Raw genomic sequence first — 21,951 nt, 5'->3', positions numbered from 1 at the left:
CAAGGCCGCTTGTCCGCCACCGACGTAACCGAACGCCAGGCCGGAACGCTCCGGCCTGGCGTCCTTCGCGGTCCGCCGCGCTACGACCTCACTCGCCGACGAGTTCGGCCTGCTCCAGCCAGACCTCCTCCAGCTCCCCGCGCTCGGCGGCCAGGGCCTTGGCCTCGGCGTCGAGTTCGGAGAGCCGGGTGTAGTCCTCGGCCGCGGCGGCCATCAGCTCGTGCAGCTCCCCCTCGCGCTTGGCGATGCGGTCCATGCGCCGCTCGACGCGCTGCATCTCCTTCTGCGCGGCGCGCCGCTCGGCCGCCGACACCGCGGGCTGCTGGTCCGCCGGGGCCTGGGCCGCGGCGGTCTCGGAGGCGCCCAGCGGCACGGTGGCCTCACCGGCGCTGGCCGCGCGGCGCTGGAGGTACTCGTCCACGCCCCCGGGTAGGAAGGCCAGGCCGCCGTCGCCCATCAGGGCCAGCACGCGGTCGGTGATGCGCTCCAGGAAGTAGCGGTCGTGGCTGACCAGCACCAGGGAGCCGGGCCAGCCGTCGAGCAGGTCCTCCAGCTCGGTGAGCGTCTCGATGTCCAGGTCGTTGGTGGGCTCGTCCAGCAGCAGCACGTTGGGCTCGTCCATGAGCAGGCGCAGCAGCTGGAGGCGGCGGCGCTCACCTCCGGACAGGTCGCCGATCGGGGTCCACTGGCGCTCACCGCGGAAGCCGAACCGCTCCAGCATCTGGCTGGCGGTGTAGTCGCGCTTGCCGATGGTGATGTGCTCGCGCACGTCCATGACCGCCTGGAGGGGGCGGGCGGCGGGGTCGAGTTCGACGACGTTCTGGGACAGGTGGGCGAGCTTCACGGTCCGGCCGGTGCGCACGGTGCCGGAGTCGGGCTCGCGCTCCTCGGCCAGGATCTTGAGCAGGGTGGACTTGCCCGCGCCGTTGACCCCGACCAGGCCGACCCGGTCGCCGGGGCCCAGCTGCCAGGTGAGGTGGTCGAGCAGGGTCCGGTCGGGGATGGCCACCGACACGTTCTTGAGGTCGATGACGGTCTTGCCGAGCCGTGAGCTGGCGAACTTGACCAGTTCGACGGTGTCGCGGGGCGGCGGCTCGTCGGCGATGAGCTGGTTGGCCGCCTCGATGCGGAACTTGGGCTTGGAGGTGCGGGCCGGGGCGCCGCGGCGCAGCCAGGCCAGCTCCTTGCGCATGAGGTTCTGGCGGCGCTCCTCGGACGCGGCGGCCTGGCGCTCGCGCTCGGCCTTGGCCAGGACGTAGGCGGCGTAACCACCCTCGTAGCGCTCGACGGCGCCTCGCCCGACCTCCCAGGTGCGGGTGGTGACGGCGTCCAGGAACCAGCGGTCGTGGGTGACGACCACGAGCGCCTCGGGACGGCCGCGCAGGTGCTCGGCGAGCCAGGCGATGCCCTCGATGTCGAGGTGGTTGGTGGGCTCGTCGAGGACGATGAGGTCGTGGTCGCCGACCAGGAGCCGGGCCAGGCCGGAGCGGCGCCGCTCGCCGCCGGAGAGGCCCGCCATGGGGGTGTCGAGGGCCCAGCCGCCGAGGAGTCCGCGCAGGATGTCGCGGACGCGGGCGTCGCCCGCCCACTCGTGCTCGGCCCGGTCGCCCAGGACGAACTCCCCCACCGTGGTGTCGGGGAAGGTGTCGCGCTGGTGCAGGAAGCCGATGCGCAGCCCGCGGTTGTGCACCACCCGCCCGGAGTCGGGCTGGGTGATGCCCGAGAGCACGGAGATGAGCGTGGACTTGCCGCCGCCGTTGCGGCCGACGACGCCGATGCGCTCACCCTCGTCGACGCCGAGCGACACCTTGTCGAGGAGTACGAGCGGCCCGTAGGCCAGGGACACGTCCTGAAGATTGACCAGATTCATCACTGTCCATTGTGGCGGCAGTGCCGTGGTGCGCTGACCGCCGCCCGGTCCCCGGGACGGCCCCGGGGCGGAAGGGCTGCCCCCGGACGGGCGAAAGCGCCGGGCACGCGGCGTCCCCGGTCCCCCCGCCTCTCCCCGCGCCCGCGTCCGCCGCCCGGTCCCCGGGACGGCTGCCGGACCTCACTCCCGTTCCGCCGGCTCCTCGTCGAGCAGCAGCCGGGCCACGGCGTCGTCCGTCACCAGCGTCGACACCAGGCCGCTGCGCAGCGCGGCGCCGATCGCCCTGGCCTTGGCCTCGTCCCCGGCCCCGGCGACCGCCACCACCTCGGGCACCCGGCGCAGCTGGTCCGCCCGGACGCTGATGACCCTCTCGTCCAGGTCGGAGTGCACCTGGTGTCCGTCGGCGTCGAACAGCTGGGCGGACATCTCCGCGCACACACCCAGCGCGGTGTACCTGTCCCGCGAGTCCGGGTCCAGCGCCTGGAAGACGGTCGAGTTGCGCTCGTCCCAGCCCCCGATGGCCACCACGGCCGTCGTCAGGCGGTCGAAGTGCGCGAACGCGGAGGCGATGCCCGGGTCGGCCCGCAGCGTCGCCGCCGTCGCGGCGTCCGGCAGGATGAGCGGCGCGTAGATCGGGTACGCCGGCCCGCCCGAGAGCGCGGCCGCCCGGCGCACCGTCTCGACCGACCCGCCGCCCTCCGCGTGCTCGGACAGCACACCGTTGAGCTGCACCACCGTGCAGCGCGGCAGGTCGACCATGTCCACGCCCATCAGCTGGAGCGACCTGCTCCAGGCCAGCCCCAGCACCTCGTCGGGCCGCACGATCTCCGACAGCAGCCGCGCCGCCACCGACCCCAGCGCCCGGCGGGTGTCCCGCGGGTCGTCCAGGGCGTCCACGACGATCGCCCGGCGCAGGCCGAAGGCCGCGCGCATGCGCTCGGACAGCTCCCCGTCCAGCCGGGCGGGCAGGCGGATGTCGATGCGCACGATCCCGCTGCTGCGGGCGGCCTCCAGGTCCCGGGCGACCTTGAACCTGCTCAGGCCGAACTCCTCGGCGATCTCCACCTTGGACCGCCCGTCCAGGTAGAACCTGCGGGCGATCGCGGCGAGCCGCACCATCTCCGCGGGGCCGCTGGGGGCCGTCTCCTGAACCTCACCACGCTGATCGCTCATACGTGCAGGAGTGTACTCGAATGTGCTCCCATCCATTGACAGCGGTTTCCCGTGGGCGTTCAATGTTCGAAACATCTGTGACTCATGTCGCTCACATGAGCGTTCAACGGGAGGTTCCCAACCGTGCGTGCTGCCATCATCACCGAACCGGGCTCCGTCACCGTGGGGGACCGCCCCGACCCGCACCCCACTCCGGACGGCGTGGTGATCCGGGTCGGCGCCTGCGGGATCTGCGGGACGGACCTGCACATCGCCGACGGGGAGTTCCCGCCCAGCCCCTACCCGCTGGTGCCCGGGCACGAGTTCGCCGGAACGGTCACGGCCGTCGGCGAGAACGCCCCGGGAGACCTGCGCCCGGGCGACCGTGTGGCCGTGGACCCCTCCCTGTTCTGCGGGCACTGCGAGTACTGCCGCGCCGGACGGGGCAACCTGTGCGCCAACTGGGGCGCGATCGGCGACACCGTGGACGGCGCGTTCGCCGAGTACGTGGCCGTCCCCGCCGCCAACTGCTACCGCCTCCCCGACTCGGTGAGCATGCGCGAGGGCGCCCTGGTCGAGCCGCTCTCGTGCGCCGTCCACGGTGTCCGGCGCATCGGGGTGGAGAACGGCGAGCGCTTCCTGGTGGTGGGGGCCGGGACGATGGGCCTGCTCCTCCAGCAGCTGTTGCAGAACTCCGGCGCCCGCGTGACCGTGGTCGACCGCAACACCCGCCGCCTGGCCATCGCGGCCGACCTCGGCGCCGCCGCCACCGCGACGGACACGGCCGAACTGGGCGACGAGCGCTTCGACGCCGCGGTGGACGTCACGGGCGCGCCCCCGGCCATCGAGGCGGCCTTCGACTCGCTGAGGCGGGGCGGGCGCCTGCTGGTCTTCGGGGTCGCCGACGAGGCCGCCCGCGTGGCTCTGTCGCCGTTCCGGATCTACAACGACGAGATCACCGTCGTGGGCTCCATGGCCGTGCTGAACAGCTACGGGGCGGCCGTGGACCTCATCAGCGCCGGCGCCGTGCGGACCGCTCCACTGCTCACCGACGCCCTGCCCCTGGAGAAGTTCCCCGAGGCGCTGGCCATGATGCGCGCGGGCACCGGGGTGAAGGTCCAGATCGTCCCCGACGAGACCGCCTGACCCGGGAAGGCAGCGAACGTGCACACCACCTACGCCGTCCGGGCGACCGCCGTGGCCGCCTCCGGACTGCTGCTCACCGGGTGCGCCGGAATGGGCGCCCTCTCCTCCGAGGACGGCGCCGTCCGGTTGACCGTCGCGATCGTGTCCAACCCGCAGATGCAGGACGCGATCTCCCTGGAGGAGCGGTTCCGCGAGGAGCACCCCGGCATCGGGATCGACTTCGTGTCCCTGCCGGAGAACGAGGCCCGCGCCAAGATCACCACCTCCGTGGCGACCGGCGGGGGCGAGTTCGACGTCGTCATGATCAGCAACTACGAGACCCGCCAGTGGGCCGAGTACGGCTGGTTGGAGAACCTGCAACCCTCCATCGACGCCGCCGAGGGCTACGACCACGAGGACTTCATCCCCTCCATCCGGGAGGACCTGTCCTACGAGGGCGACATGTACTCGGTGCCCTTCTACGGCGAGTCCTCCTTCCTCGCCTACCGGAAGGACCTGTTCGAGGAGGCCGGCGTGGAGATGCCGGAGAACCCCACCTGGGAGGAGGTGGCGGACCTGGCCGCCGAGCTCGACGGCGTGGAGCCGGGGGTCTCGGGGATCTGCCTGCGCGGCCTCGCGGGCTGGGGCGAGGTGCTGAGCCCCTTCAACAGCGTCCTGAACACCTTCGGCGGACGCTGGTACGACGAGGACTGGAACGCCGAGATCGACTCCCCCGAGTTCCGGCGCGCGGCCGAGTTCTACGTGGGCCTGGCGCGCGAGCACGGCCAGCCGGGCGCCGCCAACAGCGGATTCGGGGACTGCCTGAACCGCTACTCCCAGGGCCGGGCGGCCATGTTCTACGACTCCACCTCCATGGTCAGCACCATCGAGGACCCGGACTCCGCGACCGTGGCCGGGCTCAACGGCTACGCCGCGGCGCCGGTGGCCGAGACCGACTACGGCGGCTGGCTCTACACCTGGGCGCTGGGCATCCCCTCCACCTCCGAGCACAAGGAGGAGGCGTGGGCGTTCCTGGAGTGGATGACCGACAGGGACTACGTCCGCACCGTCGCCGAGGAGTACGGCTGGCAGCGGGTGCCGCCCGGCAACCGGCTCTCCACGTTCGAGGTGCCCGAGTACCAGGAGGTCGCGCGGGCCTACGCCGAGCCCATGCTCCAGGGCATCCAGCGCGCCGACCCCGAGGACCCGGGTACGCGCCCGGTTCCCTACGAGGGCATCGGCTTCCTCGCCATCCCCGAGTTCCAGGACCTGGGAACCCGGGTCAGCCAGCAGCTGAGCGCGGCCATAGCCGGGCAGATCACCGTCGAACAGGCGCTGGAGCAGAGCCAGGAGTACGCCGAGGCCGTCGGTGAGACCTACAAGGAGGACGACCGATGAGCGCTGTGACCGCGCCCGCGCGCGAGGCGCCCGCAGCACCGACGCCGCCCGAGCGGCCGAGGCGGAGCCGCGGCGGGGGCGGATGGGCCCGCAGGGCCCCGCTGCTGCCCGCCCTGGTGTTCATGCTGGTCGTCACCCAGCTGCCGTTCCTGGCGACGGTCGTGTACTCGCTGCGCTCGTGGAACCTGCTGCGGCCGGACTCCCAGGCGTGGGTGGGCCTGGCCAACTACGCGGCGGTCTTCACCGACCGGCAGTTCCTGGGCGCGGCGGCGAACACGGTGCTGATCACCGCCTCCTGCGTCGTGGTGGCGATGCTGCTGGGCATCGGACTGGCGCTGCTGCTGGACCGGAGGTTCCGGGGGCGCGGCGTGGTGCGCACGCTCGTCATCACCCCGTTCCTGATCCTGCCCGTGGCCACGGCGCTGTTGTGGAAGCACATCATGCTGGAGCCGGTGTTCGGCCTGGTGAACTTCGTGCTGTCGCCGTTCGGGGTCGAGTCGTTCGACTGGGTCTCCCAGGCGCCGGTGCTGTCGGTGGTGGCCGCGCTGGTCTGGCAGTGGACGCCGTTCATGATGCTGCTGGTGCTGGCGGGACTCCAGAGCCAGGGCTCCGACGTGCTGGAGGCGGGCCAGGTCGACGGCGCGTCCCGGTGGCAGATGTTCGCCTGGATCACCCTGCCGCACCTGCGCCGCTACATCGAGCTGGGCGTGCTGCTGGGGTCGGTCTACGTGGTCAACACCTTCGACACGATCTACATGATGACCCAGGGCGGGCCGGGCACGGCCAGCTCCAACCTGCCCTTCTACGTCTACCAGCGGACCTTCCTCGGGTTCGACATCGGCCAGTCCGCGGCCATGGGCGTCGTGGTGGTGGTCGGCACCATCATCGTGGCGACGCTGGCCCTGCGGCTGATCTTCCGCACGTTCATGAACGCACAGGAGGTGAGCTCGTGACCGCCCGAGCCCCCGAACGCCCCACGGGCACCGGAGGCGGCGCCGTCGCCGCACGCGCGCCGCGCGGGGCCCGCCGCTCCCGGGCCCGTCTGGGGGGCGCCGCCCTCACCGTGTTCACGTGGGCCGTGGGACTGGTCTTCGTGTTCCCGGTGCTGTGGCTGGTGCTGACGGCGTTCAAGGAGGAGAACCAGGCCGCGACCGACCCGCCGACGCTCTTCTTCCAGCCGACGCTGGACCGGTTCTCCACCGTCCTGGGCGCGGACTTCCTGCCGTACCTGGGCAACTCGATGATCGCCACCCTGGCGTCCACGCTCCTGGTGCTGCTGCTCGGGCTGCCCGCCGCCTACGCGCTGTCGGTGGCCCCGGTCAAGCGGACCCAGGACGTGCTGTTCTTCTTCATCTCGACGAAGATGCTGCCGGTGGTGGCGGTCGTGGTGCCGATCTACGTCGCCGCCTCGCAGCTGTCGATGCTGGACAACGTGTGGACCCTGGTGGTGCTGTACACGGCGATGAACCTGCCCATCGCGGTGTGGATGCTGCGGTCGTTCTTCCTGGAGGTGCCCAAGGCGATCGTGGAGGCGGCCCGGGTGGAGGGCGCCGGGCTGGCGCGCGTGCTGTGGTCGGTGATGATGCCGGTGATGGCCCCGGGCATCGCGGCGACCGCGCTGATCTGCATGATCTTCGCCTGGAACGAGTTCTTCTTCGCGGTCAACCTCACCGCCGCCCGGGCCGCGACCGTCCCGGTGTTCCTGACCGGCTTCATCACGAGCGAGGGATTGTTCGTGGCGCAGCTGGCGGCGGCCGCCGTCATGGCCTCGCTGCCCATCGTGGTGATCGGCTGGACGGCCCAGCGCCAGCTCGTGCGCGGTCTGTCGATGGGCGCCGTCAAGTAAGCGGGGGCGGCTGCCGGGACGCGGGGTCCGCCCGTCGGGCGGGGCTGGGGAGCCCCGCCCGACGGGCGGACCGGGAGGCGTGGACCACCGGCGGGTGAAGGCCCGCGCGGGCCGGCGGTCCCCGCCTCCGGGCGCGCGGGCGTCACGTCAGGGCGCGCACAGGCCGGGTGGGCGGCGTCCCCCCTCCGGACGCGCGGGCTTCACACCAGCAACAGGTCACACCAGGAAGAAGGCCCGGGCGGACTTGGCGATGCCCTCGGTGTCCAGCCCGTGCGCCCGGGCGTGCTGGGCCGGGGTCCCGTAGGCGCGCACCTCGCGGTCCCGGGCCACGCCCAGGCCCAGCTGGCGGTGGCGCCGGTCGGCCAGCGCCGCGGCGACCTCGTGCGCCGAGGTCCCGCTCAGGTAGGGCTCCACCACCAGCACGTCGGCGTTGCCCGCCGCGCCGACGAGCGCGCTCAGCCCCTCACGGTCGAAGGGGCGCACGGTGGCGGTGTAGGCGACCGTCACGTCCAGGTCGGCGGTGGCCTCCAGCACCCGGTCCAGCATCGGTCCGACCGCCACCACCACCCCGGCCGAGCGCGGCGAGCCCGTCCGCACCACGCTGAGGCGTCCGTCCAACGACATCGCCGCGCGGTTGGAGGTCCCCGACAGCCGCACGTACACACGGTCCTCGCCCGGCAGGGCGGCCTCCAGGGCGGCGCGCACCTCGTCGGGGTGCCCGGGCGCGTACACGGTCCACCCCGGCAGGGTGTCCAGCAGCGCCACGTCGCCGGGCGCCTGGTGGGTGCGCCCCTCCTCGGCGGCGTCGTAGGAGCCGCCGATGCTCACCAGGACGGCGCCGACGCCCTGGTGGCCCAGATCCAGCTTGACCTGTTCGAAGGGCCGCTCCACCAGGAACGGCGCGTAGCTGTGCACGACCGGGCGCATCCCGGTCAGGGCCAGTCCCCCGGCCACGCCGATCATGGCCTGCTCGCGGATGCCCACGTCGATCACCCGCCCGGGGTGGCGGGCGGCGGCGCCCCGGAACATGCCCGCGGAGATGGCGGCCAGGACGACGGTCAGGCGGGGGTCGGTGTCCATGGCCCGGTTGACGGTGGCGGCGAAGGTGTCACGCATGAGGCTCTCCTAGGAACGGACGCGGGCGACGACGGCCAGCGGCCGTCCGGGGTGGGGTCGGGTGAGTGCCCCGTACAGGGCGTCGTGGTCGCGTCCGGAGACGTCGCGGGCCTCCCAGCCCTCGGTCTCGAAGCGGGCGCCGATCCCGCCCGGCCACCCGTGGCTGGCGGAGGCGTTGTCCACGGCGACGACGGTGAGGTTGTCCACGCCGAGCCGTCCGGCGACCGCGATGGCCTCGTGGTTGCTGCCCTCGTCGAGTTCGCCGTCGCCGACGAGCACCACGACGCGGGGCCGCGCGCCGTCGGGGCGGCGGATCCCCTGGGCGCGCAGGCCGAGCGCGCTGCCCAGCCCCAGGGGCAGCCCGTGGCCGAGCGACCCGCTGCCGATCTCCGCCCCCGGCACGAGCAGGCGGTCCGGGTGGTGGCCGAGCGGGGAGCCGAAGGCGGTCCAACCGCGCAGCGTCGGCACGTCCAGGAAGCCCTTGGCCGCGAGCACGGCGTAGAAGGCGGCGGGACCGTGGCCCTTGGAGAGCAGGAACCGGTCCCGGGCCGGATCGTCGGCGGTCTCGGGGGTGACGGACAGCACGCGGTCGTAGAGCACCCACACGACGTCGAGTGTGGAGTGGGCCGCTCCGTTGTGCTTCTCGTCACCCTCCATGAGTCCGATGAGGGCGGGCAGGTCGGCGTAGCGCGAGAGGGCGGTTGCGGTCGTCATGTCCACCAGTGTTGAACCCCAACAAAGGTTGAGGTCAACTGGCGCGGACCCTCTCCGACCAGGAAAAGCGGGAGTGATTTAGATCACAGGACGGTGGCCCCGGGGACGTCCCCGTACGCCGTCACGACCTGCTCGCACAGTCCGCTGCCCTCCAGCGCCGCCACCACCGCGGCCTCCCGCTCCGCGACGACCGACTCCTCCTCGTCGCCCCCGCCGACCAGGAAGGCACAGGTCGGACCGGACCCCGACACCAGGGAGCCCAGGGCCCCCGCTCCGGAGCCGGTCTTGAGGGTGCGCTCCAGTTCGGGCAACAGCGAGAGAGCGGCCTCCTGGAGGTCGTTGGTCAGCGCGGCGCCCAGGGCCGCCGGATCGCCGCTGACGAGCGCGTCGGCCAGCACCCGGTCCCGCCGGGGTTCGGGGGCGTCCGGTCGGATGCGGTCGTACTCGGCGAACACGCTGGCCGTGGACAGTCCGTGCGCCGACAGCGCGAAGACCCACCGGAACCTTCCCGGGCTGGTCATCGGCCGCAGGATCTCCCCGCGCCCCATGCCCACCGCCGTGGCGCCCAACAGCGCGAAGGGCACGTCGCTGCCCAGGTCGGCCGCGTACCCGAGCAGTTCCTCCAGCGGCAGGTCGCAGCCCCACAGGCGGTCGCAGGCCAGCAGGGCGGCCGCGGCGTCCGCGCTGCCCCCGGCCATGCCGCCCGCCACCGGGATGTGCTTGTCCAGGTGGACCGTGACCGGGAAACCCCGGCCGGTCCGCTCCGCCAGCAGGGTCACGGCGCGCGCGGCCAGGTTGGACCCGTCCAGGGGCACACGGGACAGGTGGGACCCCAACGCACCGCCCGCGGTCAGTCCGGCGAAGGCCCCGGCGGCGGATCCGACACCGCCGGAGGGGCTCGGTCGACGCGAGGAAGCCGCCTGGACGGTAACCTCATCGAACAGCGAGACGGCGTGGAACACGTTGACGAGGTCGTGGAACCCGTCCTCACGTCTGGGCCCCACCGCCAACTGGAGGTTCACCTTCGCGGGGACCCGCACGGTTACGGTGGTATTAACGGTCACGAGTCCCCAATCGTAAAGGAACCCCCACCTTGCGTGAACACAGAGCCCTCCAGGGGCGTCGGTGTGTTCACCGCCTCCCGTCGGCGCGTACGCCGTCAGAGGAAAACGGGAACCCCGGACGCGGTTCGGGGATCGTCACCACTGTCATGTCAGTTTCCGCCCGCCCCCAGAACGGCCCAACCAGGCCCGTGAGTGGGAATCCGGGCACAAACACCGCTACCTTGGGGCAAGGCGGAGTTTGGACACCGTCGGGGAGGGTCGCTTGCCGTCGGATGGGCTCCCGAAGAACCTGGAACCGCTGGCCGCCGGGGATCCGGCCACCATCGGTCCCTACGTGCTGTCCGGCAAGCTGGGGAGCGGCGGCATGGGAACCGTCTACCTGGGCAGCACTCCCGAGCGCAACAACCAGGTAGCCATCAAGGTCATCCGCCCGGAGCTCGCCTTCGACGAGGCGACGCGGGCGCGCTTTCGCGACGAGATGGAGAACGCCCGCAAGGTCGCCTCCTTCTGCACCGCCAAGGTGCTCGACCACGGGACGTTCGAGAACCGTCCCTACATGGTCACCGAGTACATCGCGGGCACCGCCCTGGCCGAGCACATCGCCGAGAACGGCCCCCTGGACTCCTCGACGCTGCACGGCTTCGCGCTGGGCGTGGCGGCCGCCCTGGCCGCCATCCACCGCACCGGGCTGGTCCACCGCGACCTCAAGCCCGCCAACGTGCTGCTGTCGCTCTCGGGGCCCCGGGTGATCGACTTCGGCATCGCCCGCGCGATGAACACCGCCACCAACCACACCCAGACCGGCATCGTCATGGGCAGCCCCGGCTGGATGGCGCCCGAGCAGCTGCTGGAGGAGAAGGTCACCACCTCGGCGGACATCTTCGCCTGGGGCTGCCTGGTGGCCTTCGCCGGAAACGGAACCCACCCCTTCGGCAACGGCGACGCGATGACGCTGGGCAAGCGGGTGCTGTTCGCCGAACCCCAGATCGGCAACCTGGACAGCCCCCTGGACCGCCTGGTGACGCGCGCGCTGGCCAAGGAGCCGGGCCGCCGCCCCACCGCGCAGGACCTGCTGCTGGAGCTGGCGGGCGGCGAGGACAACAGCAACCCCAACGACATGGTCTCCCACGCGCTGCACCAGTCGTGGCGGCCCAACCTGCCGCCGGTGCCCCCGCCCGGCATGCCCCACCCCCAGCAGGGGCCGCGCCAGACCATGGCGGGCATGCGGCACCCTGCGCCCGGCCAGTACCAGGGCGCACCGCCCATGCCCCCGCCCGCACACCAGACGGGCAACTACCCGCGCCCGCAGGGGCCCCCGCCGGGCCATCCGGCCGCCCACCCCGCCGGTCCCCCGCCGGGGGGCCAGGCGCAACAGCAGGGCGGGCCGGCCCCCGGGGGCCAGGCTCCGGGCGGGCAGCCCCAGGGCGGGCCGGTGCAGCAGCCCCGGCCCGTGCCCGGTCCCCCCCAGGCGCCGCACCCGGCCTCGACCGGTCCGATCCCGATGGTTCCCCCGGCCGACCAGCAGACGGGCCGCCGGGGTCCGCAGCCCTACGTTCCGCCGGTGCCGCCGCCACCGCACCGGCCCGCCGCGCCGAACCGGCGCAGGGGGACGGTCGTGGCCCTGGTCCTGGGCGCCGTGGCGCTGCTGGCGGCGCTGGTCATCATGGCGACCGTGCTGACCAACCTCAGCGACTGGTCGCTCTTCGGGGACGGGGACTCCCAGGGGGACGCCTCCGGGCAGACGGGCTCCGCCCAGGAACCGCGGGATCCCGCGCCCGGTGACGAGTCCCCCGGCGGCGCCGACGAGGAGGAGGCGCCCGGCGAGGTGCCCAGCGGGATGTCGGGCGCCTCGGCCGACCGTATGGTCGAGTACTGGATCAGCGGGGTCAGCTGCGGCCTGACCGAGCACAACATCCGCTCGGAGCTGCCCTCCACCGGCCAGTACTGCGTGGTGGACCTGGAACTGGTCAACACCAGCGACGAACTGGTGGAGTTCGACCACGCGGCGCAGCACATGACGACCAGCGGGGAACCCGTCAGCGCCCAGGCGCCGTCCGTGCGCGAGGTCGAGGATCCGCTGTGGGACCCGGCCGGGATCGGTCCCGGGGCCGCCGCGGAGGGCGAGCTGGTGTTCATACTCCGCGACGACATGGAGCCGCGGACGCTCGTCCTCAACCACCGGGCGGGCGCGGAGGCCACGGAGATCAACATCGAGCACATCGTGGACTGAGTCCGGGGCGGACCGAGACCACAGCAGGCCGGGACGTACCGGGACGGCCCGGGGCGGGCCCGTCGGAGGGCAGCACCGTGCCGACGGGGCGGGAGGCCCCCCGTACCTCCAGGACACCGCATCCGCGCCCCGCTCCGCCACCCCCGGTTCGCGCCTGTGGACAACCGGCGCCCGGGACGGCGCGGTCGGGGTCCGGGCCGGGGACGGGCACGGCGGCTCGGCGGCCCCCTGGGCGTGTGGCGGCTCAGCCCGTGGCCCGCAGGAGCGCGGCCGCGCCGAGAACAAGGACGATGAGGGAGCTGACCGTGCCGACGGCCTTTTGGGCCCGCTCGGTGATCCTGCCGCCGAGGAACGCACCGACTCCGGCGAGCGCGATCTGCCAGAGCGCCGAGGCCGCGGCGACCCCCGCGACGAAGGCGGCCGTCGCCGACACCGACGCGCCCACCCCCTCCAGCGCGGTGGCGAGCGCGGTGAAGTACACCAGAGTGACCGGGTTGACGGCGGTCAGACCGAGGAAGAGAAGGAAGACCCGCCCCGTGTGCGTCCTCGGCACCGTCTTCGAGGTCACCGCGGCCGTCTGCCGGAGCGCCTCCGTCCCCGCGACCGTCTCCGGGCGCCCCGGGCGCGGACCGCGGGCCTTTGACCGGGAGGTTCCCCAGGACCGCCACAGTCCGTGGGCACCCAGGGCCACGAGCACAATCCCGGCCACGGCCCCGGGCGCCCTGCCCAAGGACGCGACCCACGTTCCCACCGTCGAACCGAGGACGACCGCGGCGATGCAGTAGGCCGTGTCGACGGCGGCCACCGCCAACGCGCCAGCCGAGGCCGAGGCGAACCCGCCGGTGGTCCCCTGTCGGAACAGCAGCACTCCTATGGCGCCCAGGGGCATGGCCACACCGAGTCCGGCGAGGCCCCCCGCGACGAACAGCTCTCCCGTATCCATGCGGGCAGACTGCCGCAGCGCCCCGGAACCGGCGGAGAAGACCTCCGTTCCACGGATATTCTTCCCGCGTGGACGACATCGACAGCAGGATTCTCGGCATCCTGCGCGAGAATGGCAGGATCTCCTTCAGCGCTCTCGGTACCGCCGTGGGCCTGAGCACGAACGCCGCGGCCGCGCGTGTACGGAGGTTGGAGCGCAACGGCACCATCGTCGGCTACCAGGCCGTCCTGGCCGATGGCTTCCCTCTCGCGCCCTGCGGCCTGGAGGCCTACGTGGACGTGCGGCTTGAGAGCGGTATCGACTACGACACGTTCCTGGCCCGGATCGCGGACATCCCCGAGATCCACGACGCCGTGCACATGACCGGGCCCCACGACTACCTGCTGCACGTGTTCGTCCCCGGCACGGCGGCGCTCGACCACCTCCTGCGCCGCCTAAAGCAGCACTCCGGAGCAGCGCAGACACACACCCGGATCGCGCTGAGGGAGGTTCGGCCCCGGAACCGACGCCCGAGCTGACCGCGCGCCACGCGACGGCGGATGCACCCGGGACGGCACCGCCGTAACGAACGGACGGGCCCGGGGCGACGACGCGTCGTCGCCCCGGGCCCGTCCGCCGCCTCGGAGAGGCCCGCCTCCCGGGGGTTCACCCCCCTGGAGGGGCTACTCCCACTCGATGGTGCCCGGGGGCTTGCTGGTCACGTCCAGCGTCACCCGGTTGATCTCGCGCACCTCGTTGGTGATCCGGTTGGAGATCCTGGCCAGCACGTCGTAGGGCACGCGCGACCAGTCGGCGGTCATGGCGTCCTCACTGCTGACCGGACGCAGCACGACCGGGTGGCCGTAGGTGCGCCCGTCGCCCTGCACGCCCACCGACCGCACGTCGGCGAGCAGCACCACCGGGCACTGCCAGATGTCCCGGTCGAGCCCGGCGCGGGTCAGCTCCTCGCGGGCGATCGCGTCGGCCTCGCGCAGGATCTCCAGGCGCTCGCGGGTGACCTCGCCGATGATGCGGATGCCCAGGCCGGGGCCGGGGAAGGGCTGGCGCCAGACCATCTCGGCGGGCAGCCCCAGCTCCTCGCCGACCTTGCGCACCTCGTCCTTGAACAGCTCGCGCAGCGGCTCCACCAGCGTGAACTGGAGGTCGTCGGGCAGGCCGCCCACGTTGTGGTGGGACTTGATGTTGGCGGTCCCGGTACCGCCGCCGGACTCCACCACGTCCGGGTAGAGGGTGCCCTGCACCAGGAACTCGACCTCGGCACCGGTCTCGCCGCTCTCGGCGACGACCTCGCGGGCCGCCTGCTCGAACACGCGGATGAACTCGCGGCCGATGATCTTGCGCTTCTCCTCGGGGTCGGTCACCCCCGCCAGGGCGGACAGGAACCGCTCCTCGGCGTCCACGACCTTGAGCTTGGCGCCCGTGATCGCGACGAAGTCCTTCTCCACCTGCTCGGCCTCGCCCTTGCGCAGCAGGCCGTGGTCCACGAAGACGCAGGTCAGCTGGTCGCCGACGGCGCGCTGCACCAGGGCACCGGCCACGGCGGAGTCCACTCCGCCGCTCAGCCCGCAGATGACGCGCTTGTCGCCGATGTGCTCGCGGATGCGCTCCAGCTGCTCCTCGACGATGTTCACCATCGTCCAGGTGGGACGGCACCCGGCGCCCTCGTACAGGAAGCGGCGCAGCACCTCCTGGCCGTGCTCGGTGTGCAGGACCTCGGGGTGGAACTGGACGCCGAAGAGGTTGCGGCCGGTGTGCTCGAACGCGGCGACCGGAGCCCCCGCGGTGCTGGCGGTCGTGGCGAAGCCCTCGGGGGCCTCCACCACCGAGTCGCCGTGCGACATCCAGACCAGCTGCTCGGCGGGCATCCCGGCGAACAGCAGGGAGTCGGTGACCGCCGACAGCTCGGTGCGGCCGAACTCACTGAGGTCGGTCCTGGCGACGGTGCCGCCCAGGGCCCGGGTCATCGCCTGGAAGCCGTAGCAGATGCCGAAGGTGGGCACCCCGGTCTCGAACAGCTCGGGGCCCAGGTTCGGGGCCCCCTCGGCGTAGACCGACGACGGTCCGCCGGAGAGGATGATGGCCTTGGGTTTCTTGGCGAGCATCTCCTCGACGGGCATGGTCGAGGGCACGATCTCACTGTGCACGTGGCATTCGCGGACGCGGCGTGCGATCAGCTGCGCGTACTGCGCACCGAAGTCGACGACGAGAACGGTGTCGAACGTGCTCTCAGCACCAACGGACACGACGGAGGACCTTCCGCAGGAAGTACAGGGATGTCCGCCCAGTCTAGGACGTCACGCGTGCTCGGGGGCCCCGCACGCGTGTGCGGTCCGGCTCAGCACGCGCCGACGGACCGTCCGGGGGCTTCCCCCGGGGCTCAGGCCGTGAAGCCCGCGGGGTTGGCCGACTGCCAGCGCCAGGCGTCGCGGCAGGCGTCGTCCACCGTGCGCACGGCCTTCCAGCCAAGGTCGCGGGCGGCGGCCGAGGGGTCGGCGAAGCACACGGCGATGTCGCCGGGGCGACGCTCGACCACCGCGTAAGGAACGGCCGCGCCGGTGGCGCGCTCGAAGGCGTGCAGGCCCTCCAGGACGGAGGTGCCCTGCCCGGTGCCCAGGTTGTACACGCGGTACCCGGACGCGTCGGCGAGGTGCTCCACGGCGGCCATGTGCCCCTGGGCCAGGTCCACCACGTGCAGGTAGTCGCGCACGCCGGTGCCGTCCGGGGTGTCGTAGTCGTCGCCGAACACGTTCAGCCGCCCGCGGCGACCCGCGGCGACCTGCGCGACGTAGGGGAAGAGGTTGTTGGGAACGCCCTGGGGATCCTCGCCGATCAGGCCGCTGGGGTGGGCGCCGATGGGGTTGAAGTAGCGCAGGGCGGTGATCCGCCAGCGCGGGTCGGCGGCGGCCGCGTCCTGGAGGACGCGCTCGGCGAACAGCTTGGTCGCGCCGTAGGGGTTGGTGGCGGACAGGGCGCTGTCCTCGGTGATCGGCACCCGCTCGGGGTCGCCGTAGACGGTGGCCGAGGAGCTGAACACCAGGTCGCGCACGCCGTGCTCGTCCATCACCTCGATGAGCGTGAACAGGGCGTCCATGTTGTTGCGGTAGTAGCGCAGCGGCTGCTCCACCGACTCCCCCACGGCCTTGAGCCCGGCCATGTGGATGACGGCGTCGACGCGGTGCTCGGCGAAGACCCGGCGCATCGCCTCGGGGTCGGCGCAGTCGGCCCGGTGGAAGGCGACCGTGCGCCCGGTGATGCGCTCGACGCGGCGCAGGGCCTCCTCGTGGCTGTTGGAGAGGAGGTCCACGACCACGACCTCGTGCCCGGCTTCGAGGAGTTCGACCGCCGTGTGGGAGCCGATGTATCCGGCACCACCGGTGAGCAGTACGTTCATGTCTCATTTCCCTGGGTGGAGTGCGCCCGCCGCGTCGCGAGCGCTCCCCAGGATAGGCGTCCTCCGGAAGCGGCCCCGGGGACACGCCACACCCCCGACCTGCCCTTCGACGACATCCGGGGGCCACGGGACCGCCTTTCGGACACCGCGATCTCATGCCGGGGCATGAGGCTCCACGGCCTGCGCGTTCCTATCGTGGAGGAATGGCCGACCTGTCCCCGCGCTCCCTCCTGGACCGCGCCGCGCTCTGGGCCCGCGGCCACGTGCTCGCCGTGGACGCGCTCTGGGCGGCGGTCTGGTTCGGGCTGTCGGCGGCGTCCCTGCCGGTGTCCGGGTTCCACACCGCCGAGTCGTGGGCCTACCTCGGTATGACCGCCGGGTGCTGCGCCGCCCTGGCCCTGCGCCGCCTGCGACCGCTCCCGGCCCTGACGGCCCTGGCGGTGCTGCTGGCGTGCCACATCCTGTGGCTGGAGCACCTCACCGCGACGACGTTGGTCAGCGCCCTGATCGCCGCCTACACGGTGCAGGCCGAACTCGCCCGCCCGTGGCGGGTCGTCGGTTTCGTCCTGCTCCTGGCCGGAGCGGCGTGGGGGGTTCTCGACGTTCCGGCCGAGGCGCTCTCGACGGATCCGGAGATGCGCCTCAACAGCGTCTTCTCGGCGTGGACGGCGGTCGCGCTGTTCTCCCTGCTCGGAGTGTTCCGCAGGAGCAACCGCGAGGAGTTCGCCCGCGTCGTGGAGCACGCCCGGCTGCTGGAGACCCAGCGGGAGCAGGAGGTGCGCCTGGCCGCGCTCGACGAGCGGACCCGCATCGCCCGGGAGATGCACGACATCCTCGCGCACTCGCTGAACGTCATCGTCGCCCAGGCCGACGGCGGCCGCTACGCCGCGATCGCCGCCCCGGAGCGCGCGGTGACCGCCCTGGCCACCATCGCCCAGGTGGGGCGCGAGTCGGCGGCGGAACTACACCAGCTCCTGGGTGTCCTGCGCGACGGCGAGGAGCGCGGGGCCGCCCCTGCCCCCGGGGTCGGCGACCTGCCCGGCCTCGTCGAGGAGTACCGCCGCGCCGGTCTGCGGATCCGCCTGGTCCAGCACGGGTCCCCGGCCGCCCCGCGCGGCGGCCGGACGGAAGCGGACGCCCCGGCCGCCCTGCCGACGACCGCGTCCCTGACGGTCTACCGCGTGGTGCAGGAGTCGCTGGCCAACGCGCTCAAGCACGGGAGACCCGCTGCCGTGCGGGTCGAGCTGACGTGGTCGCCCGGGCGGGTCGGGATCGACGTGGCCAACTCCGTCCGCGAGGCCGTACCCGCGGCCCTCACCACACCCACGTGCCCCTCAGAGTCCTCGGCGCCCGCGGGTTCCTCCGGCACCGAAACGCCCTCCGTCACCGGAAGACGCTCCGTCATCGGGAGGCACGTCGGCATCGGAAGACCCTCCGGCACCGGGGCACCCTCTCCCACCGGAGGTTCCTCCCCGGCGGGGGCGCCCTCCGCCCCCGGGGCGGCCCCGGACGGCGGTCGGCGGGGCCCCGGCCACGGCCTGGTCGGCATGCGCGAGCGCGTCGGCCTGCACGGCGGCACCCTGGAGGCCGGTGTCGACGACGCGACCGGCACCTGGCGGGTGCGCGCGGTGGTCCCCTGGGAGGACGCGTGATCCGCGTGGGGCTGGCCGACGACCAGGTGCTGTTCACGGCGGGCATGGCGATGGTCATCGACTCCCAGCCGGACCTGACCGTGGCCTGGGAGGCGGGCGACGGGGCGCAGGCCCTCAGCCGCCAGCGCTCCGACCCCGTCGACGTCCTGCTCATGGACGTCCAGATGCCCGGCACGGACGGGCTGAGCGCCACGCGCTCCCTCGTCTCCTCCGGGGCGGGTTGCCGCATCGTCATCCTCACCACCTTCGACACCGACGAGTACGTGGTCGAGGGCGTCGAGGCCGGGGCCGCGGGCTTCCTGCTCAAGAACACCCCGCCCGAGGAGCTGCTGGAGGCCGTGCGGACCGTGCACCGCGGCGACTCCGTCATCTCCGCCAGCTCCACGCGCAGGCTGTTCGGGCACGTGCGCCCGCTGCTCGGCGGCCCGCCCTCCCGTCCGGCCCCGACCGACAGGGACACCCGCCGCGCCGTCGCCTCGCTCACCCCGCGCGAGCAGGAGGTCCTCGTCGCCGTGGCGCTGGGGTACACGAACACGGAGATCTGCGAGCGCCTCGTGCTGTCCATGCCCACGGTCAAGACCCACGTCGGCCACGTCCTGGCCAAGACCGGCTCCCGCGACCGGGTGCAGGCCGTGCTGTTCGCGTTCCGCGCCGGGCTGGTGGACCGCGAGGACCTGCTCCGGGAGGCGTGAGCGGCCACCCCGAAGCCCTGACGCCCCGACGCTCCGGCCCCCGGCACCGCGTCCCCCCGCCCGGATCCGCGCCCGGTCTCCCGGGCTCCGGCGTCGCGCCCCCGCCCCGCCCGGCTCCGCGTGTCCGGCCCCGCCCCGGCGCCCCCCGCCGCCCCGCGTCCCCTCCTCCTACCGCGGTACGAGCGCGTTTCCCCTCCCCCGGCACGATGCCCTCCTCGGGTCCGGCACCGGAGACTCCTCGGCGGAAGGAGTTCCATGGACCACATCATCACCACCCACCACCTGACGAAGGCCTACGGTGCGCGCACCGTCGTCGACGACCTCGACCTGCGGGTGCCGCCGGGCTGCGTCTACGGCTTCCTGGGCCCCAACGGCTCGGGCAAGTCCACCACCATGAAGATGCTGCTGTCGCTGGCCCGGCCCACCCGGGGCGAGATCACCGTCTTCGGGCAGCCGATGAACCGGGACACGCGCCCCGCCCTGCTGCGGGAGATCGGCTCCCTCATCGAGGCGCCTCCCGGCTACGCCCACCTGACCGGGCGGGAGAACATGGCGATCGTCCAGCGGATGCTCGGGCTCAGCGACCGGCAGGTCTCCCGCGCGGTCGCCACCGTGCGCCTCCAGGAGCACATGGGCAAGCTCGTCCGCGCGTACTCGCTGGGGATGAAGCAGCGCCTGGGCATCGCGATGGCCCTGGCGCGGGAGCCGCGCCTGCTCGTCCTCGACGAGCCCACCAACGGCCTGGACCCCGCGGGCATCGAGGAGATCCGCGAGCTGCTGGTGGCGCTGGCCGGGGAGGGCGTCACGGTCATGGTCTCCAGCCACCTGCTCGACGAGATCGACAGGATGGCCTCGGTGCTGGGCATCCTGGGCCGCGGAAAGCTGGTCTTCCAGGGCACCCGGACCGAGCTGTTCCACCGCAGCGTGCCGGACCTGCTCGTGGACACCCCCGAACCCGACCGGGCCCTGGCCCTGGGCATCCCCGCCGTGCGCGCGGAGCGGGGCGTGCGCCTGTCCGGTTTCGGTGACGAGGACACCGCCGCGCTCGTGCGGCGCCTCGTCGAGGGCGACGTACCGGTCCACGGGGTACGGCGCGTCCAGCAGTCCCTGGAGGAGGTCTTCATGGACCTCACCGGCCGTGAGGGGCTGCTGTGATCCTGACGGCGGTGAAACTCGAACTGCGCAAGGCGCGCAGGCTCCGGGTCGTGGTGGTCTGCGCGGTCATGGTGGCCGCCGTCGTGGGCCTGTCCTGTATGAACCTGATGTCGGACTCCGTGCGGGAGGGCTTCGGCGATCCGGCCGCCCAGCCGTGGGAGAGCCTGCTCATGAGCTACGTCATGATCGCGGCCATGACCTCGCCCCTCCTGGTCTCGGTGCTGGCCAGCAGACAGGTCGACATCGAGCACCAGGGCCGGGGCTGGACGCTGTCGCAGGTGGCCGGGTTCGGTCCGGGACGGCTGTGCCGGGCCAAGGTCGCGGTGCTGGGCCTGCTGCTGGCTGTCGCGGTGGCCCTCCAGACCGCCCTGGTCTTCACGGCGGGCCTGGCCGCGGGGATCACCGTGGAGCCGCGCGTCGGGATGTGGGTCTGGTACGCCTTCGGCCTGCTCCTGGTGAACCTGGCGATGCTGTGCCTGCACGTGCTGCTGGCCGCCCGGGTGGAGAACCAGCTCGTCGGGCTGGCGCTCGGGCTGCTCGGCTCGTTCTGCGGGGTGTTCACCCTGCTGATGCCCCCGGCCCTGGCGCGCGCGCTGCCCTGGGGCTACTACGCGGTCGTCTCCCCGCTGGGGATGGGCGACGACGGCTTCGTCGCGATCACGCCCGGATACGGCTGGCTGGCCGCGTTCCTGGTGCTCGTGGCCGCCCTGTTCGCCGTGGCCAGCCACCGCTTCGACCGGACGGAGGCGTGATGGGGATGGTCCTCGCCGAACTCGCCAAGCTGCGCCGCTCGGCCCTGTGGATCGTGGCCGTGGTGCTGCCGCTGCTCGCGGTCATCACGGGGACGGTGAACTACGCGGGCAACGCGGAGGCCCTCTCCTCCGGGTGGGCGTCCTACTGGTCCCAGGTGGTGCTCTTCTACGGCATGGTGTTCATGTCGATGGGGATCGCGGTGGCGGCGTCGGCCGCCTGGCGCATGGAGCACCGGGGTCACAACTGGAACCTGTTGATGGCCACCCCCGCGCGGGCGTTCTCGGTCGTCGGCGCCAAGCTCGTCTCGCTCGCCCTGGTGGCCTTGGTGATGCAGCTCGTGCTGCTGGGGCTGGTGGTGCTGAGCGGGAAGCTCGTCCTGGGCCTGGACGGCTGGCTGCCCTGGCACAGCGCGGCCGCGGCCCTGCTGGGCGTCGTCGCCGCGCTACCGGTCGTCGCGCTACAGTCCCTGCTGTCGATGCTGGTCCGCTCCTTCGCCGCGCCCGTCGCCCTGGGCCTCCTGGGCTGCGTCGCCGGGGTCGGCCTCCTCTACTCCGGGGAGGGCGGGGCGGTCTCCTACCTCCTGCCCCAGTCGCTGGTCACCACGTCGCTCAGCCTGGGCAGCACGGCCGTCTCCGGTGCGGGGTCCCTCGACCTGTCGACGGCGCTCTCCGTCGTGCTCGCGGCCGCGGTGACCACCCTCGCCCTGTGGGCGCTCTCCGCGACGGTGCTGAGCCGCAGGGACGTGCGCTGAGGGTCCGTCCCGGAGAAAACGCGAAGGCGACCGGGGGACGGTCGCCTTCGCGGCACGGGGGACCCGGCTCCCGGCGCGGGGGTCGCGCCGGGAGCCGGT

At 72.9% G+C, this 21,951-nt stretch carries 19 protein-coding genes; 11 read left to right on the top strand and 8 right to left on the bottom strand.

The genetic code is table 11. From position 1 onward, the window contains the following. Positions 1-88 precede the first annotated feature (88 nt). Together FYW99_RS10395 and FYW99_RS10390 are read right to left on the bottom strand one after the other, a co-directional pair. Positions 89-1,870, bottom strand: coding sequence for an ABC-F family ATP-binding cassette domain-containing protein (locus FYW99_RS10395; RefSeq protein ID WP_150251824.1), 1,782 nt, complete (start codon positions 1,868-1,870; stop codon positions 89-91). Between the two features lie 180 nt (positions 1,871-2,050). Continuing rightward, complete coding sequence (locus FYW99_RS10390) at positions 2,051-2,989, bottom strand: sugar-binding transcriptional regulator (RefSeq protein ID WP_150252234.1); 939 nt, start codon at positions 2,987-2,989, stop codon at positions 2,051-2,053. 177 nt (positions 2,990-3,166) lie between these two features. Here FYW99_RS10390 and FYW99_RS10385 point away from each other — a divergent pair, with 177 nt between their 5' ends. Genes FYW99_RS10385 through FYW99_RS10370 form a run of 4 tightly spaced genes read left to right on the top strand, consistent with a single transcriptional unit; the run spans position 3,167 to position 7,391 of the window. After that, positions 3,167-4,168 (top strand): zinc-dependent alcohol dehydrogenase family protein, encoded by a 1,002-nt coding sequence (locus FYW99_RS10385; RefSeq protein ID WP_150251823.1) that lies wholly within the window; start codon positions 3,167-3,169, stop codon positions 4,166-4,168. Positions 4,169-4,186: 18 nt separating this feature from the next. Next, positions 4,187-5,545: an ABC transporter substrate-binding protein gene (locus FYW99_RS10380; RefSeq protein ID WP_150251822.1), complete on the top strand. Its 1,359-nt coding sequence runs from the start codon at positions 4,187-4,189 to the stop codon at positions 5,543-5,545. Continuing rightward, positions 5,542-6,498 (top strand): carbohydrate ABC transporter permease, encoded by a 957-nt coding sequence (locus FYW99_RS10375; RefSeq protein WP_150251821.1) that lies wholly within the window; start codon positions 5,542-5,544, stop codon positions 6,496-6,498. Before FYW99_RS10380 ends, FYW99_RS10375 begins: the two co-directional genes overlap by 4 nt. Then, positions 6,495-7,391 carry a carbohydrate ABC transporter permease gene (locus tag FYW99_RS10370; RefSeq protein ID WP_150251820.1) on the top strand — a complete coding sequence of 299 codons (897 nt, stop codon included), beginning with the start codon at positions 6,495-6,497 and terminating at the stop codon, positions 7,389-7,391. Before FYW99_RS10375 ends, FYW99_RS10370 begins: the two co-directional genes overlap by 4 nt. 216 nt (positions 7,392-7,607) lie before the next feature. Here FYW99_RS10370 and FYW99_RS10365 read toward each other — a convergent pair whose 3' ends face one another. From FYW99_RS10365 to FYW99_RS10355, 3 genes are all read right to left on the bottom strand, one after another. Further along, positions 7,608-8,507: a transketolase family protein gene (locus FYW99_RS10365; RefSeq protein ID WP_150251819.1), complete on the bottom strand. Its 900-nt coding sequence runs from the start codon at positions 8,505-8,507 to the stop codon at positions 7,608-7,610. Between the two features lie 9 nt (positions 8,508-8,516). Then, complete coding sequence (locus FYW99_RS10360; protein WP_150251818.1) at positions 8,517-9,221, bottom strand: thiamine pyrophosphate-dependent enzyme; 705 nt, start codon at positions 9,219-9,221, stop codon at positions 8,517-8,519. 83 nt (positions 9,222-9,304) lie between these two features. After that, positions 9,305-10,285, bottom strand: coding sequence for a 4-(cytidine 5'-diphospho)-2-C-methyl-D-erythritol kinase (locus tag FYW99_RS10355; RefSeq protein WP_150251817.1), 981 nt, complete (start codon positions 10,283-10,285; stop codon positions 9,305-9,307). Positions 10,286-10,547: 262 nt separating this feature from the next. Between FYW99_RS10355 and FYW99_RS10350 the strand changes: the two genes are divergently transcribed. After that, on the top strand, positions 10,548-12,515 hold the full coding sequence (locus FYW99_RS10350; RefSeq protein ID WP_150251816.1) for a serine/threonine-protein kinase: 1,968 nt from the start codon (positions 10,548-10,550) through the stop codon (positions 12,513-12,515). A 244-nt stretch (positions 12,516-12,759) separates the two neighbouring features. On the opposite strand, the gene FYW99_RS10345 is transcribed toward FYW99_RS10350, so the two are convergent. Next, positions 12,760-13,458 (bottom strand): LysE family transporter, encoded by a 699-nt coding sequence (locus tag FYW99_RS10345; protein ID WP_150251815.1) that lies wholly within the window; start codon positions 13,456-13,458, stop codon positions 12,760-12,762. A 68-nt stretch (positions 13,459-13,526) separates the two neighbouring features. Between FYW99_RS10345 and FYW99_RS32985 the strand changes: the two genes are divergently transcribed. Continuing rightward, positions 13,527-13,976: an Lrp/AsnC family transcriptional regulator gene (locus FYW99_RS32985; RefSeq protein WP_150251814.1), complete on the top strand. Its 450-nt coding sequence runs from the start codon at positions 13,527-13,529 to the stop codon at positions 13,974-13,976. A gap of 144 nt (positions 13,977-14,120) precedes the next feature. Here FYW99_RS32985 and guaA read toward each other — a convergent pair whose 3' ends face one another. After that, complete coding sequence (guaA, locus tag FYW99_RS10335) at positions 14,121-15,701, bottom strand: glutamine-hydrolyzing GMP synthase (RefSeq protein ID WP_150251813.1); 1,581 nt, start codon at positions 15,699-15,701, stop codon at positions 14,121-14,123. A gap of 134 nt (positions 15,702-15,835) precedes the next feature. Then, positions 15,836-16,849 carry a UDP-glucose 4-epimerase GalE gene (gene galE / locus FYW99_RS10330; RefSeq protein ID WP_150251812.1) on the bottom strand — a complete coding sequence of 338 codons (1,014 nt, stop codon included), beginning with the start codon at positions 16,847-16,849 and terminating at the stop codon, positions 15,836-15,838. 203 nt (positions 16,850-17,052) lie between these two features. Between galE and FYW99_RS32820 the strand changes: the two genes are divergently transcribed. From FYW99_RS32820 to FYW99_RS10305, 5 genes are all read left to right on the top strand, one after another. After that, the gene (locus FYW99_RS32820) at positions 17,053-18,501 is read left to right on the top strand and encodes a sensor histidine kinase (protein WP_150251811.1); all 1,449 of its coding nucleotides are present in this window, start codon (positions 17,053-17,055) and stop codon (positions 18,499-18,501) included. Continuing rightward, entirely contained in the window at positions 18,498-19,193 is a 696-nt protein-coding gene (locus FYW99_RS10320) for a response regulator (RefSeq protein ID WP_150251810.1), read from the top strand. The genes FYW99_RS32820 and FYW99_RS10320 overlap by 4 nt, the downstream gene beginning before the upstream one ends. A 255-nt stretch (positions 19,194-19,448) precedes the next feature. Next, entirely contained in the window at positions 19,449-20,348 is a 900-nt protein-coding gene (locus tag FYW99_RS10315; protein WP_150251809.1) for an ABC transporter ATP-binding protein, read from the top strand. Further along, positions 20,345-21,100 carry an ABC transporter permease gene (locus tag FYW99_RS10310; protein WP_150251808.1) on the top strand — a complete coding sequence of 252 codons (756 nt, stop codon included), beginning with the start codon at positions 20,345-20,347 and terminating at the stop codon, positions 21,098-21,100. The genes FYW99_RS10315 and FYW99_RS10310 overlap by 4 nt, the downstream gene beginning before the upstream one ends. Further along, positions 21,100-21,852, top strand: coding sequence for an ABC transporter permease (locus FYW99_RS10305; protein ID WP_150251807.1), 753 nt, complete (start codon positions 21,100-21,102; stop codon positions 21,850-21,852). The genes FYW99_RS10310 and FYW99_RS10305 overlap by 1 nt, the downstream gene beginning before the upstream one ends. Positions 21,853-21,951: the final 99 nt, after the last annotated feature.

It is taken from the genome of Nocardiopsis deserti (genome assembly GCF_008638355.1).
Taxonomy (GTDB): Bacteria; Actinomycetota; Actinomycetes; order Streptosporangiales; family Streptosporangiaceae; genus Nocardiopsis; species Nocardiopsis alborubida.
This window is presented reverse-complemented; position numbering and strand designations above follow the sequence as displayed.

Coding starts and splice junctions, on each gene's coding strand:
- FYW99_RS10395 (WP_150251824.1), bottom strand. CDS start 1,870: ATGAATCTGGTCAATCTTCAGGACGTGTCCCTGGCCTACGGGCCGCTC.
- FYW99_RS10390 (WP_150252234.1), bottom strand. CDS start 2,989: ATGGTGCGGCTCGCCGCGATCGCCCGCAGGTTCTACCTGGACGGGCGG.
- FYW99_RS10375 (WP_150251821.1), top strand. CDS start 5,542: ATGAGCGCTGTGACCGCGCCCGCGCGCGAGGCGCCCGCAGCACCGACG.
- FYW99_RS10365 (WP_150251819.1), bottom strand. CDS start 8,507: ATGCGTGACACCTTCGCCGCCACCGTCAACCGGGCCATGGACACCGAC.
- FYW99_RS10360 (WP_150251818.1), bottom strand. CDS start 9,221: ATGACGACCGCAACCGCCCTCTCGCGCTACGCCGACCTGCCCGCCCTC.
- FYW99_RS10345 (WP_150251815.1), bottom strand. CDS start 13,458: ATGGATACGGGAGAGCTGTTCGTCGCGGGGGGCCTCGCCGGACTCGGT.
- galE (WP_150251812.1), bottom strand. CDS start 16,849: ATGAACGTACTGCTCACCGGTGGTGCCGGATACATCGGCTCCCACACG.
- FYW99_RS32820 (WP_150251811.1), top strand. CDS start 17,053: ATGGCCGACCTGTCCCCGCGCTCCCTCCTGGACCGCGCCGCGCTCTGG.
- FYW99_RS10315 (WP_150251809.1), top strand. CDS start 19,449: ATGGACCACATCATCACCACCCACCACCTGACGAAGGCCTACGGTGCG.
- FYW99_RS10305 (WP_150251807.1), top strand. CDS start 21,100: ATGGGGATGGTCCTCGCCGAACTCGCCAAGCTGCGCCGCTCGGCCCTG.